This is a genomic window from Phaeovulum veldkampii DSM 11550 (assembly GCF_003034995.1).
GTDB lineage: Bacteria > Pseudomonadota > Alphaproteobacteria > Rhodobacterales > Rhodobacteraceae > Phaeovulum > Phaeovulum veldkampii.
In genome coordinates, this window is sequence record NZ_PZKF01000012.1 from 39,552 (window position 1) to 51,921 (window position 12,370).

Genomic DNA, 12,370 nt, shown 5'->3' on the forward strand with positions numbered 1-12,370 from the left:
TCCTCAGCGCATGGCGCTGAGGATTTGGCAAAGCTCATCCAGTTGATCGAGACTGCGATAGGTGATGGTGAGCATACCACCATCCATGCCTTTGTGGTCGATCACCACCCGCATTCCAAGATGCGCAGAAAGATCATTCTCAAGCACGCGGGTATCGGCATCCTTTTCGGCGCGGCGGGGCTGCGATGCGCCACCCGGCGCGGCCGCCTTGCGCGGGCCTTTGGCAAGCTGTTCGGTTTCGCGCACCGACAGGCCCCGCGCCATCACCTCGCGCGCCAGCGCGGCGGGATCGGCGGTGGTGATCAGCGCGCGGGCATGGCCTGCCGTCAACTTGCCCTCGCGCAGCCATCCCTGCACCTCGGCCGGAAGCTGCAGCAGGCGCATCAGATTGGCGATGTGGCTGCGGCTTTTCGACAGCGCCTCGGCCAGCTTTTCCTGGGTGTGACCGAACCGCTCCATCAATTGCCGGTATCCCATCGCCTCTTCGACCGGGTTCAGATCGGCGCGCTGGATGTTTTCGATGATCGCAACTTCCAGCACCTCGGAATCGGTCAAATCGCGCACCACCACGGGCAGGTCGTGCAATTGCGCCAGCTGCGCAGCACGCCAACGTCGTTCGCCGGCGACGATTTCGAAATGGTCGGGCTTGGTGGGATGCTTGCGCACGATCAGCGGCTGGATGATACCCTTTTCGCGCAGAGACGCTGCAAGCTCTTCCAGCGCCTCGGGAACAAAATCGCGGCGCGGCTGTTCGGGGTTCGGCTCCAGCTTTTCGACGGGAACGAGCATTTCTCCGCGGCGCCCGCCAGCCTCGGACTGAGCCAGAGCGGTGGGCGCAAGGTTCACATCGGCCATCAGCGCCGAAAGGCCCCGGCCAAGGCCGCGGCGTTCGGGTTTCTTGTCGCTCATCCTGCAATCCTTTCGCTGCCAATCGCGCGGTCATGGCGCGAGAGAAGTTCTTGCGCAAGGGCGCGATAGGCCAGGCTACCCTTGGAAGATGGGTCATAGGCGATAACTGGCAGCGCATAAGACGGCGCCTCGGACACCCGCACGTTACGCGGAATCATGGTGCGGAAGACGAGCTCACCCAAAGTTGCCCGCGCATCAGCCTCTACATGTTGTGATAGGTTGTTGCGCGCATCATACATCGTGAGAACAACCCCCTCGATGCGCAGGTCGGTATTGGCGCTTTGGCGCACCTCGCGCAGGGTCAGCATCAACTGCGACAACCCTTCGAGGGCGAAGAATTCAGCCTGTAGAGGCACCAGAACAGAATCGGCTGCAACCATCGCGTTGATCGTCAACAGGCTGAGGGACGGCGGGCAGTCGATCAGGATAAAGTCAAATCCATAGCCGTCGATATCGGGCTGGCGCAGCGCATCATGCATCAGAAAGCTGCGCTTTTCATTCGATACCAACTCCATATCGGCTGAGGAGAGGTCGGTCGTGGCGGGACATAGCCAGAGATTTTCGACGGTGGTCGGCATGATGACATCAACCAGAGCCACATCGTCAAGAATTAGGTCATAGGTGGTATGGCGGCGATCCGCGGGCTCGACCCCAAGGCCGGTTGAGGCGTTGCCCTGCGGGTCAAGATCGACTAGCAACACGCGGCGCCCAGCCTCGGCCAACGCAGCGGACAGATTGATCGCCGTGGTTGTCTTGCCCACGCCGCCCTTTTGATTTGCGATGGCGATGATGCGCGGTGCCGGGGGGCGGGTCGGATCAGACACGGCGGGCTCCTTTGATTTCCAGCACGACCGAATCGGGGTCTGTAACGCTGGGATGCACAATCGGATCGAAGGCCCAGGCGGACCGGGCGCGGGCCAGCTCGGCGCGCCATTGCGCCCCTTTTGGAAAGAGTGCGACGCCCGCGGCGGCCAGATGGCGGTCAGCAAACTCCATCAGCTTCGGAAGCGGGGCCAGAGCCCGAGCGCTAAGAATGTTGGCGTTCAGAGGTGCAAGCGATTCTATTCGTTCGGCGCAGATGCGAACCGAAATGCCGGTTTCACGCGCAACCGTTGAGAGGAACGCCGCCTTTCGCGCGTCGGATTCGACCAGCGTTACGGCAAGGTCTGGCGCCTGTTCCGTAGCCAGAATTGCGACAACGAGGCCTGGAAAGCCGGCGCCGCTTCCCAGATCGGCCCAGATACCGGCTTTGGTGGCGGTAAGTGAGAATATCTGTGCCGAGTCCAGAAAGTGGCGTGACCATATCTGCGAAAGGCTGGCAGGCGAAACCAGATTGATGGCCGCGGACCATTTGCGCAGCAATGCGGCATAGGTATCGAAGCGAGCTTCTGTTTCACGTGAAACATTTGCCGCGCGCAGAAATGACTCGCGATCCGCCTCTGCCATCATGCCGAGCGCGCCCGTTGCTGCTGGCGCAGCTTGGCCAGAATCAGGGTCAGCGCCGCCGGCGTTATCCCATCGACCCGGCCCGCCTGCGCCAAGGTCTGCGGCTGTGAGCGGGCCAGTTTGCCGCGCAACTCGTTCGACAAACCCTGCAACGCGGCGAAATCAAAACCATCCGGGATTGCCCAGTTCTCATCCCGCTCAATGGCCTGCGCCTCGTCGTTCTGGCGCTCGATATAGTTGGCATAAAGCGCATCACGGGCAAGTTGCTCGGCAATCTCTGGCGCAATCGCGGCCAACTCTGGAGCGGCATCGCGCAATTGAGCGAACCGAACATCCGGGAAGGACAGCAACGCAAATGCGCTGCGGCGCATGCCATCTTGATTAACACGAATCCCTCGGGCCATCGCCTCTTTCGGCGTGAACTGCGCCGAATCAAGGAGACTGCGCCCCGCTTCCAACGCGGACATCTTCTGCGCAAACAGATCGGCGCGCTGGTCCGAAACGCAACCCAGCGCGCGGCCTATGCCAGTCAATCGCTGATCAGCATTATCGGCCCGCAGCGACAGGCGAAATTCGGCGCGCGAGGTAAACATGCGGTAGGGTTCGCTCACACCGCGCGTGACGAGATCATCGATCATCACGCCGATATAGCTGGTGCGGCGACTGAAGATGACAGGCTCTGCCCCACGGGCTGAAAGGGCGGCATTGACACCGGCCACCAATCCTTGTGCGCCCGCCTCCTCATAGCCCGTGGTGCCGTTGATCTGGCCGGCTAGATACAGCCCCGGCCGATCACGCAACTCCAGCGTCGGCCGCAGCGCCCGCGGGTCAACAAAGTCATATTCAATCGCGTAGCCTGGCTGAAGGATCCTCACATTCTCAAGGCCGCGGATCGAACGAACGTAATCAGCCTGTACATCCTCGGGAAGCGACGTTGAAATGCCGTTTGGGTAAACGGTCGGGTCATCTAGACCCTCGGGCTCCAGAAACACCTGATGCGAGGTCTTGTCAGCGAAGCGGACGATCTTGTCCTCGATCGAGGGGCAATAGCGCGGCCCGACTCCCTCAATATACCCGCCATACATCGCCGATCGGCTCAGGTTTTCGCGGATGATGTCATGCGTTCGCTCATTCGTGTGGGTAATCCCGCAAGACACCTGCCGCACAAAAGGCGCAGAATTCACGAACGAAAACATCACCGGGTCATCATCGCCCGGCTGGCTTTCAAGGATGTCCCAGTTGATCGTGCGGCCATCAAGGCGCGGCGGGGTGCCGGTTTTAAGCCGCCCCAACGGCAGACCCATGGCCTCGATCCGCTTTGCCAAAGGAACAGAGGGGCGATCACCCATCCGCCCGCCTTCAGAACGCCGGTCCCCAATGTGGATGAGCCCGCGCAGGAAGGTGCCCGAAGTCAGAATGACAGCCTCCGCCGTTATCTGCGCCCCATCACCCAGAATAACTCCACCGATGCGGCCCGCATTGACGATGAAATCTGTGGCTTCTCCCTCGATGATCGTCAGATTCGGTTGTGCGGATAACATCGCCTGCACAGCCCTGCAATAAAGCGTGCGGTCCGCCTGAGCGCGGGGGCCCTGAACCGCTGGCCCCTTTTTCCGGTTTAGCAGCCGGAACTGAATTCCAGCGCGGTCTGCCGCCTGCCCCATCACGCCATCCAGCGCATCAATTTCGCGCACCAGATGACCCTTGCCCAGGCCACCAATTGCGGGGTTACAGGACATGACGCCAATCGCCGCCGCCCTCAGCGTGACCAGCGCCGTGCGCGCACCCATCCGCGCCGCGGCATGGGCAGCCTCGGTTCCGGCGTGGCCGCCACCAACAACGATCACGTCAAAATGTTTCACGTGAAACACCCCTCACTTGCCAATGCAAAAGCTGGCAAAAATCTCATCCAGCAGATGTTCGACATCCACCCGACCCACAAGCATCTCCAGCGCCCGGATAGCACTGCGAAGCCCCTCAGCGGCCAGTTCAACCCTGTCCGCCCCCTTCAATACCTCAGAGCGCGCCGATTCCATAGCCTCTACCGCTCGCGTCAGCGCAAACCGGTGTCGCTCGCGCGTCATAACGCCCGCACCTGCGGCACGGGCTGACAGTATCCGCGTAATTTCGGCAACCAGACGGTCGATCCCCTCGCCTGTCTTGCCCGACACCGCAAGCCCAACCCCACCGCCCAGATCGGCCTTTCCCTGAACGATCAGATCGTCGCCCTCCGGAGCGATCAGAGGCACATCTTCGTCATCAAGCAGAAATACCCGAAGATCGGCCGCACGGGCCCGGTCCAGCGCGCGGGCGATGCCAATACCTTCGATCATGTCCTGCGCCTCACGCAACCCGGCCGTGTCCAGCACCGTCACGGCCAGACCTCCAAGGTCCATCCGCACCTCGATTACATCGCGCGTGGTGCCCGCAATATCCGAGGTGATCGCTGCCTCTCTGCCCGCCAAAGCATTGAGAAGAGTTGATTTTCCGGCATTTGGCCGACCCAGGATGGCAACCTCGAACCCCTCTCGCACCCGTTCAGCCGCACCCAGCCGGCGCATTTCATCCCGCAGGCTTGTCGCCACGCCGTCGATCAGCGCCAGAACCTCCGGCACTACGTCAACCGGCACATCCTCATCGGCAAAGTCGATTGTGGCCTCCAGCAGCGCCGCAGCACGCACCAGATCTGCGCGCCACCCATCGACCACCCGCCCCAACGCACCAGACAAAACCCGCAGCGCCTGCTTGCGCTGCGCCTCGGTCTCGGCCTCAATCAGATCGGCCAGACCCTCGACCTGCGCAAGGTCCAGGCGCCCCTGCTCCAGCGCGCGCCGGGTAAACTCCCCAGGCTCTGCCAAGCGCAGACCCGGCAGAGCACCCAGTGCACGCAGCACGGCGGAAACCGTCGCCACCGCGCCATGCACATGCAGTTCGGCCACCTCTTCGCCGGTAAAGCTGGCCCCGGCGGCAAAGCAGATCACGACCGCCTCATCCAGCACATCATCCGCCAGCCAGAGCTTGCGCAAACCAGCCACGCGCGGCTCAGGCAGGCTCCCGGCAAGGCTGCGCACGGCCGCCCAGGCCCCCGACCCCGACAGACGGATGACAGACACGCCCGCCTTGCCACGGGCCGAAGCCAGAGCAAAAATCGTATCCATCAACGTAACCCCTTATGGGTAAACGATAAAGTTCAGACCTATGGGCCGTCAGGCGTTCATCGACTCGAAAAACTCGCCATTCGTCTTGGTCTGCTTCAGCTTTGAGATCAGGAACTCGATTGCATCGGTCGTGCCCATCGGGTTCAGGATGCGCCGCAACAGATAGGTCTTCTGCAAATCTTTTGCATCCACCAGAAGCTCTTCTTTCCGGGTGCCCGACTTCAAAATATCCATCGCCGGGAACACCCGTTTATCGGCTACTTTCCTGTCCAACACGATCTCGCTGTTGCCGGTACCCTTGAATTCCTCAAAGATCACTTCGTCCATCCGGCTACCGGTGTCGATCAGCGCAGTGGCGATAATGGTCAGACTGCCGCCCTCTTCAATATTGCGCGCCGCACCGAAAAATCGCTTCGGGCGCTGCAAGGCGTTAGCATCCACACCACCGGTCAGCACCTTGCCCGACGAAGGCACAACGGTGTTGAACGCACGTCCAAGCCGCGTGATCGAATCAAGCAAGATCACCACATCGCGCTTGTGCTCGACAAGTCGCTTGGCTTTCTCGATCACCATTTCGGCCACCGCAACGTGCCGGGTCGCCGGCTCGTCGAAGGTTGACGAAATCACCTCACCCTTCACGCTACGCTGCATGTCGGTCACCTCTTCGGGGCGTTCGTCAATCAGCAGCACGATCAGATAAACCTCAGGGTGGTTCTTTTCGATCGAATTGGCGATATTTTGCAGCAGCACCGTCTTGCCGGTGCGCGGCGGCGCGACGATCAAGCTGCGCTGGCCCTTTCCAATCGGTGCCACCAAGTCGATAATCCGGGCCGAGCGGTCGCGGATCGTCGGATCTTCGACCTCCATCTTCAGCCGTTCAGTCGGATACAGCGGGGTGAGATTTTCAAACGCCACCTTGTGTCGCGCGCGTTCGGGATCTTGGAAATTGATTCGCTCGACATTGGTCAGCGCAAAATAGCGTTCATTTTCACCCGGTGCCCGCATGATACCTTCGACGGTATCGCCGGTGCGCAGCGAATGATGGCGGATCATGTCGGGGCTTACATAGATGTCATCAGGACCCGGCAGATAGTTTGCCTCGGGCGAGCGCAGAAAGCCAAACCCGTCCTGCAAAACCTCCAGCACGCCATCTCCGCCGATCTCCAGCCCTTCTTCAGCATGCTCCTTGAGGATCGAGAACATCATCTCGCCCTTGCGCATGGTCGAGGCGTTCTCGATTTCCCACTCCTCGGCCATCGAAAGCAGATCGGCCGGGCTTTTCGCCTTCAGGTCGGACAGGTTCAAACGCTCTTGGCTCATGGCACTTCCACAGGGGGCAAAGGCGCCGACGAAGGGCGCGCAAGGATGGATTCGGGAAAACCCTACGACCGGACGGTCAGGCTTGAACCGTCCCTATCCCTGCCCCTGCGCAAAGTCAACAAAGCCTCAGAATTTCAAGAATACCGCCAGAACAATCACCACCATCAGGATCGTGGGCAATTCGTTCATCATGCGATACTGACGACCCGTCAGTCGGTTTGCACCAGCCATGAAATCCTTGCGTCGTGCTGCAAGCCACATGTGAAACACCGTCATGGCAATGATCGAGAACCCTTTGGCCCAAGGCCAGATCAACGACCAGTCGATCACGCCCGGCGTAAACACCAGCATCAGTCCGAAAAACCAGGTCGAGATTGCCGAAGGGTTCATGATTGCTTTCAGCAGCAGCCGTTCCTGATGCTGAAACAACAGGTCCATCTCGCTGCCTGTGACAACGCCAGCCTTCTTCAGCCCCTCGACATGGTAGACGTACAGCCGCGGCAGATAGAACAGACCAGCCATCCAGGCCAGAACTGACATCACATGAAATGCCTTCACCCAAGGATACCAGCTCAACAGAAAATCGCCCATCATCTTGCCCTTCGCTGTGTCGGTGTCACCCTAAGAATAAGTAAAGAGATTGAAAAGATGATGATGATGTAGGGGCGGTGGACAATGTGGACTACATCGGCACACCCTGCACTATCCACAGCGCCGCAGCCTGTGGATAAAGCTGTGCCTAACTCTGAAAAATTTCCAAGTGTCAAAAATATATGTTTTATATCAACTGCTTAACATGCTATTTATTGTTTATTTAATGTGGACAATACACCGCGCTTCGTCACTGTGGCAGATCATCCACAGCTATGGGGAATTGTTCTCCTCAGGTGGAAAAGCCATCGGCTTTCTTGACAAAACCTCCCGGTTTCGGGGATCGCTGTCTGGGGCAGCAGTTTGCCTCATGGTTCGCCCCGGCTTCACCCCAGTTTATCCACAGGCTCATGCACACGCCCCTGATCCTTGCCTCCGGCTCCGAAATCCGCGCGCGGTTGCTGCGTGGCGCGGGGCTGTCGCCACAGGTGATTTCTCCGCGGATCGACGAAGAGGCGATCCGCACGGCGCTTTTGGCCGAGGGTGCAAGCCCGCGTGATCTGGCCGACCTCCTGGCCGAGATGAAAACGCGCAAGCTGTCAGAGCGGCATCCGGGTGCCTTGGTTCTCGGCGCCGATCAGGTGCTGGACTGTGACGGACAGATATTTTCCAAGCCTACCTCGCCCGACGATGCGGCAGCCCAGCTTGCGCGGCTTTCTGGTCGCAGTCACCGGCTGCTGTCGGCTCTCGTCGTGTCGCAAGACGGCAAACCGGTCTGGCGCCATATTGGCGAAGCGCGGTTGACCATGCACCCTATCCCTGAGCCGGAACGCACCGCCTATCTGTTGCGCAACTGGCCCGACATCCGCCATTGTGTCGGCTGCTACAAACTCGAAGAGGAAGGCGCGCGGCTGTTCTCGCGCATTGAAGGCGACTATTTCACCATTCTGGGCTTGCCCCTGATCGAGTTCCTGTCCTGGCTTCGGTTCCGAGGAGACTTCGCCTGATGTCCGATCATCCCCGCATTCCGCTGGCCGGTGTGATCGGTTCGCCTGTCGCGCATTCCCGCTCGCCCGCGCTGCATGGGCATTGGCTGAAAACCTACGGTATCCGTGGCCATTACGTTCCCATGGATGTCGCCGCCGAAGATCTGGAACAGGTGCTGCGCACCTTGCCCAAGGCAGGTTTCGTCGGCTGCAACGTCACCATCCCGCACAAAGAGGCGGCGCTGGTGCTGGCCGATGTCATCTCTGACCGGGCGGCGCTGATCGGGGCGGCCAACACGCTGATCTTTCGCCCGGATGGCAAGATCCACGCCGATAATACAGACGGTTACGGGTTCATTGCCAATCTGCGTCAGAACGCGCCGCAGTGGTTGCCCGCCGCCGGGCCAGCCGCGTTGATCGGTGCAGGGGGGGCGGCACGGGCGGTTCTCGCCTCGTTGCTTGAGGTCGGTGTGCCCGAAATCCGCATTGCCAACCGCACACGCGCTCGCGCCGACGCGCTGCGCGCCGAATTTGGCGCCCGCATCGTGGTCTATGACTGGGCACAAGCTGGAAACATGATGGAAGATGCGCTGACCGTGGTGAACACATCGTCGTTGGGCATGGTCGGGCAGCCCGAATTGCGGGTGCCGCTGGATGCGCTGGATTTTCGGGCGATCGTCACCGATCTGGTTTATACCCCCCTGCGAACCCGCCTGCTGGATGAGGCTGCGGCGGCGGGCTGCACCGTGGTTGATGGTCTGGGGATGTTGCTGCATCAGGCTGCACCGGGGTTTGAGCGCTGGTTCGGCACCCGCCCCGAGGTGAACGAGGCCACCCGCGCCGCCGTTCTGGCCGGATGAGCGGGCGGCGGCCGTTCCGTCTGGGTCTGACCGGCTCGATCGGCATGGGTAAATCGACCACGGCAGCGATGTTTGCCGATCTTGGGGTGCCGGTCTGGGATGCTGACGCTACCGTGCATGCCCTCTATGCACCCGGCGGTGCGGCGGTGGCCCCTATTGCCGCCGCCTTTCCCGGTGCGGTGTCCGACGGCGCCGTCAGCCGCCCCGTGCTGAAAGCGATGATCGCCGCAGACCCCCCCGCACTAGCCCGGCTGGAGGCAATCGTTCACCCGCTTGTCGTCGCATCGCGGGCGGCCTTCTTGCGCGCCCACGCTGATGCAACGCTGGTTCTATTCGACATTCCGCTGCTGTTCGAAACCGGCGCCGACGCTGATCTTGACGCAACGCTGGTCGTCTCGGCCCCGCCCGAGGTGCAGCGTCAGCGGGTTCTGGGGCGCCCCGGCATGACCGAGGATCAACTGGCGCTGATCCTTGCCCGGCAGATGCCCGACGCTGACAAGCGCGCCCGCGCCACCCATGTGATTGAAACCGAAAGCCTTGAGCAGACCCGCGCCGCCGTGCAAAAGCTGGTCAAGGAATTGGAGGCAGATCATGCGTGAAATCGTTCTGGATACCGAGACCACCGGGTTTGAACCGACCGAAGGCCACCGGATTGTTGAAATCGGCGCCGTCGAATTGTTCAACCATGTTCCGACTGGCCGGATTTATCACCAGTATATCAACCCGGAGCGACCAATGCCGCCCGAGGCTTTTCAGGTACACGGTCTTGGCGACGATTTTCTGCGCGACAAACCCAAATTCGCGCAGATCGCGCGCGAGTTTCTGGATTTCATCGGCCCCGATGCCCGCTTGGTCATCCACAATGCCGCCTTTGACATGAAGTTTCTGAATGCCGAATTGGGCTGGGCCGGCCTTTCGGTTCTGCCCGCAGATCGCGCGCTGGATACGCTGACGATGGCGCGGCGCAAATTCCCCGGCTCGCCCGCGACGCTTGATGCCTTGTGTCGCCGCTTTGGTGTCGACAACTCGGGCCGGGAAAAACACGGCGCGCTTCTGGACAGCGAAATTCTGGCCGAAGTTTATCTGGAGTTGATCGGCGGGCGACAGCCCGATTTTGTGCTGTCAGCCAGCGCGGGTGAGTCAACCGCCGCGCAAACCACACAAGATTGGCGCCCGCGCCCGCGGTCTGTCGCCCTGCCATCGCGCCTGACCGAAGCCGAGGCGCAGGCCCATGCTGCCTTTATCGAAAGGCTTGGCGCTCAGGCAATCTGGGGGCGGTTCGGCTAAGCCGCCCCGGCCTTCGCGGCTCAGATTGCCAGATCATCCAGCGATTTGCCTTCGGCAAGCGCCGCAGCCATCCAACGCGGCTTGCGGCCGCGCCCGGTCCAGGTTTCCGATGGGTTCGCCGGATTGGCGTATTTGGCTGCCGCGGGCTTGCGTTTCTTGCCCGAGAAAATCGCCGTCAACTCGGCCAGATTATAGCCCATCTTGCGCGCGGCCTCTTCCAGTTCCGCCAAGGCCTCTTTCATTTTGCGATCTTCGAACGTGGCAATCGCACGATCGACACGAGCCCGGAGGGCCTTCAACTCGTTAAGAGACAGGGTGTCCAGATCGTTATACATTTCTTGTTCCCGTCATATTGGAGATTTTCCCTTATTCTCCATTGCGGCTAGATAATCAAGAAACAAAACCCCCGCCAATTGGCGGGGATTTTGATCTGTAATCAACTTTTCTGTTATTTCGGGCTTCTTTTGGCAAGAATCCGCTGCAATGTCCGTCGGTGCATGTTCAGCCGCCGCGCGGTTTCGCTGACATTGCGGTCGCATAGCTCATAGACGCGCTGGATATGCTCCCAACGCACACGGTCTGCAGACATCGGGTTTTCGGGCGGTGGCGGCAGTGTTTCGCCACGCGCCAGCAGGGCGTTGGTGATGTCATTGGCATCGGCGGGTTTTGACAGGTAATCCGTCGCGCCGATCTTGACCGCAGCCACCGCCGTGGCAATGGCGCCATAGCCGGTCAGAACCACGATCCGCGCATCGGGGCGGCGTTCACGAAGAAGCTCCACCACGTCGAGGCCGTTGCCATCTTCAAGCCGCAGGTCAACCACCGCATAGGCCGGGGCGCGCGTCTGGACGATTGACTTGCCGGCGGCAACGCTTTCAGCCGTTTCGGTCAGGAAGCCGCGCTTTTCCATCGCCCGCGCCAGACGGGTCAAAAAGGGGATGTCGTCATCAACCAAAAGCAGCGACCGATCCGGCCCTAGTTCGGCGAAGTCTTCCTCGGTCATGTCCACCCCTCGACTGTTGCTTGACTTCGGTTCTAAGGGGTTGCGACGAAATGGTCAATTTCTGCGTATCGCGGTTGTCACAGTCTTTTCTGGCAAGCCCGTGGCAATCGCGGGCGGCGGCCTGCGACCTGTTGTTTTCAAAGCTATTTTGGCGCGGCCTCGACAAAGCAGGCAACCCGCCGTGCCATGTCTTTGGGGGTGGTGTCACGGTCGAAATTCTCGACAAAGCCGATTTCGGGGAAAACCAGATAGGTCTGGGTCGAATGGTCGATCAGATAGTAGGGGTCGTTCGGATCCTGGATCTTGTAAAAGGTCCGGTAGGCCTGGCTTGCCGCCTTCACCTGTTCGGGTGTGCCGGTCAGGCCAATCATTCGCGGATGCAGGATGTCGGTGAATTCGGCCAGCAGTTCCGGCGTGTCACGCCCTGGGTCAATCGAAATGAACACCGGCGTCACCAGATGGCCCATCTGTTCCAGCAGATAGACGGCCTCGGCATTGCGGCTGTTGTCCAGCGGGCAGACATCGGGGCAGAAGGTGTAGCCAAAATACAAAAGCGTAGGCCCGGCGATCACGTCGCGGTCTGTTACCGCCTTGCCTGTTTCGTCGGTCAACGAAAATGGCCCGCCGATTGGCGCGGGTCGGCCGGTTTCGCGGCATTGCGCGAACGGATCGCTGGCTTTCGCGCGGGTCATCGCAAAGCTGACCCCCAGCGCGATGGCCACCACGCCCAAGGCGGCGATTGCGGCGGTTCTGGCGGAAATCGGCATGGTGCTCTCCGTTTTCATGGCTGGCGCATTGATTGCCCAAAGC

General features: G+C 60.7%; 14 protein-coding genes. 4 read left to right on the forward strand and 10 right to left on the reverse strand.

Features of this window, described 5'->3' with window-relative positions; all coding sequences use genetic code 11:
- Positions 1-3: 3 nt before the first annotated feature.
- The 7 genes from C5F46_RS06820 to C5F46_RS06850 all read right to left on the reverse strand — a co-directional run bounded on the left by C5F46_RS06820 (position 4) and on the right by C5F46_RS06850 (position 7,424).
- Positions 4-909 (reverse strand): ParB/RepB/Spo0J family partition protein, encoded by a 906-nt coding sequence (locus C5F46_RS06820; RefSeq protein ID WP_107324614.1) that lies wholly within the window; start codon positions 907-909, stop codon positions 4-6.
- Complete coding sequence (locus C5F46_RS06825) at positions 906-1,733, reverse strand: ParA family protein (RefSeq protein ID WP_107324615.1); 828 nt, start codon at positions 1,731-1,733, stop codon at positions 906-908. Before C5F46_RS06825 ends, C5F46_RS06820 begins: the two co-directional genes overlap by 4 nt.
- The gene (gene rsmG, locus C5F46_RS06830) at positions 1,726-2,358 is read right to left on the reverse strand and encodes a 16S rRNA (guanine(527)-N(7))-methyltransferase RsmG (protein ID WP_235820107.1); all 633 of its coding nucleotides are present in this window, start codon (positions 2,356-2,358) and stop codon (positions 1,726-1,728) included. Before rsmG ends, C5F46_RS06825 begins: the two co-directional genes overlap by 8 nt.
- A complete protein-coding gene (mnmG, locus tag C5F46_RS06835) occupies positions 2,355-4,217 on the reverse strand; it encodes a tRNA uridine-5-carboxymethylaminomethyl(34) synthesis enzyme MnmG (protein ID WP_107324653.1) in 1,863 nt (620 codons plus the stop codon). Before mnmG ends, rsmG begins: the two co-directional genes overlap by 4 nt.
- A gap of 12 nt (positions 4,218-4,229) precedes the next feature.
- The gene (gene mnmE, locus C5F46_RS06840) at positions 4,230-5,513 is read right to left on the reverse strand and encodes a tRNA uridine-5-carboxymethylaminomethyl(34) synthesis GTPase MnmE (protein ID WP_107324616.1); all 1,284 of its coding nucleotides are present in this window, start codon (positions 5,511-5,513) and stop codon (positions 4,230-4,232) included.
- A 48-nt stretch (positions 5,514-5,561) separates the two neighbouring features.
- Entirely contained in the window at positions 5,562-6,833 is a 1,272-nt protein-coding gene (rho, locus tag C5F46_RS06845; RefSeq protein ID WP_107324617.1) for a transcription termination factor Rho, read from the reverse strand.
- A 126-nt stretch (positions 6,834-6,959) separates the two neighbouring features.
- A complete protein-coding gene (locus C5F46_RS06850) occupies positions 6,960-7,424 on the reverse strand; it encodes a CopD family protein (RefSeq protein ID WP_107324655.1) in 465 nt (154 codons plus the stop codon).
- Between the two features lie 410 nt (positions 7,425-7,834).
- On the opposite strand from C5F46_RS06850, the gene C5F46_RS06855 reads away from it, so the two are divergent.
- From C5F46_RS06855 to dnaQ, 4 genes are read left to right on the forward strand one after another with little or no spacing between them, the layout of a single operon-like run.
- On the forward strand, positions 7,835-8,431 hold the full coding sequence (locus tag C5F46_RS06855) for a Maf family protein (protein WP_107324618.1): 597 nt from the start codon (positions 7,835-7,837) through the stop codon (positions 8,429-8,431).
- Positions 8,431-9,270, forward strand: coding sequence for a shikimate dehydrogenase (locus tag C5F46_RS06860; RefSeq protein ID WP_107324619.1), 840 nt, complete (start codon positions 8,431-8,433; stop codon positions 9,268-9,270). Before C5F46_RS06855 ends, C5F46_RS06860 begins: the two co-directional genes overlap by 1 nt.
- The gene (gene coaE, locus C5F46_RS06865) at positions 9,267-9,869 is read left to right on the forward strand and encodes a dephospho-CoA kinase (RefSeq protein ID WP_107324620.1); all 603 of its coding nucleotides are present in this window, start codon (positions 9,267-9,269) and stop codon (positions 9,867-9,869) included. Before C5F46_RS06860 ends, coaE begins: the two co-directional genes overlap by 4 nt.
- Positions 9,862-10,557: a DNA polymerase III subunit epsilon gene (gene dnaQ, locus C5F46_RS06870; RefSeq protein ID WP_107324621.1), complete on the forward strand. Its 696-nt coding sequence runs from the start codon at positions 9,862-9,864 to the stop codon at positions 10,555-10,557. Before coaE ends, dnaQ begins: the two co-directional genes overlap by 8 nt.
- A gap of 20 nt (positions 10,558-10,577) precedes the next feature.
- Here dnaQ and C5F46_RS06875 read toward each other — a convergent pair whose 3' ends face one another.
- The 3 genes from C5F46_RS06875 to C5F46_RS06885 all read right to left on the reverse strand — a co-directional run bounded on the left by C5F46_RS06875 (position 10,578) and on the right by C5F46_RS06885 (position 12,327).
- Positions 10,578-10,892, reverse strand: coding sequence for an H-NS histone family protein (locus C5F46_RS06875; protein ID WP_107324622.1), 315 nt, complete (start codon positions 10,890-10,892; stop codon positions 10,578-10,580).
- 113 nt (positions 10,893-11,005) lie between these two features.
- Positions 11,006-11,560 carry an ActR/PrrA/RegA family redox response regulator transcription factor gene (locus C5F46_RS06880; protein ID WP_107324623.1) on the reverse strand — a complete coding sequence of 185 codons (555 nt, stop codon included), beginning with the start codon at positions 11,558-11,560 and terminating at the stop codon, positions 11,006-11,008.
- Positions 11,561-11,703: 143 nt separating this feature from the next.
- Positions 11,704-12,327 carry an SCO family protein gene (locus C5F46_RS06885; protein ID WP_107324624.1) on the reverse strand — a complete coding sequence of 208 codons (624 nt, stop codon included), beginning with the start codon at positions 12,325-12,327 and terminating at the stop codon, positions 11,704-11,706.
- Between the last annotated feature and the right edge of the window lie 43 nt (positions 12,328-12,370).

Coding starts and splice junctions, on each gene's coding strand:
- C5F46_RS06875 (WP_107324622.1), bottom strand. CDS start 10,892: ATGTATAACGATCTGGACACCCTGTCTCTTAACGAGTTGAAGGCCCTC.
- rsmG (WP_235820107.1), bottom strand. CDS start 2,358: ATGATGGCAGAGGCGGATCGCGAGTCATTTCTGCGCGCGGCAAATGTT.
- C5F46_RS06820 (WP_107324614.1), bottom strand. CDS start 909: ATGAGCGACAAGAAACCCGAACGCCGCGGCCTTGGCCGGGGCCTTTCG.
- rho (WP_107324617.1), bottom strand. CDS start 6,833: ATGAGCCAAGAGCGTTTGAACCTGTCCGACCTGAAGGCGAAAAGCCCG.
- coaE (WP_107324620.1), top strand. CDS start 9,267: ATGAGCGGGCGGCGGCCGTTCCGTCTGGGTCTGACCGGCTCGATCGGC.
- dnaQ (WP_107324621.1), top strand. CDS start 9,862: ATGCGTGAAATCGTTCTGGATACCGAGACCACCGGGTTTGAACCGACC.
- C5F46_RS06885 (WP_107324624.1), bottom strand. CDS start 12,327: ATGCCGATTTCCGCCAGAACCGCCGCAATCGCCGCCTTGGGCGTGGTG.
- C5F46_RS06860 (WP_107324619.1), top strand. CDS start 8,431: ATGTCCGATCATCCCCGCATTCCGCTGGCCGGTGTGATCGGTTCGCCT.
- C5F46_RS06880 (WP_107324623.1), bottom strand. CDS start 11,560: ATGACCGAGGAAGACTTCGCCGAACTAGGGCCGGATCGGTCGCTGCTT.
- mnmE (WP_107324616.1), bottom strand. CDS start 5,513: ATGGATACGATTTTTGCTCTGGCTTCGGCCCGTGGCAAGGCGGGCGTG.
- C5F46_RS06855 (WP_107324618.1), top strand. CDS start 7,835: ATGCACACGCCCCTGATCCTTGCCTCCGGCTCCGAAATCCGCGCGCGG.
- C5F46_RS06850 (WP_107324655.1), bottom strand. CDS start 7,424: ATGGGCGATTTTCTGTTGAGCTGGTATCCTTGGGTGAAGGCATTTCAT.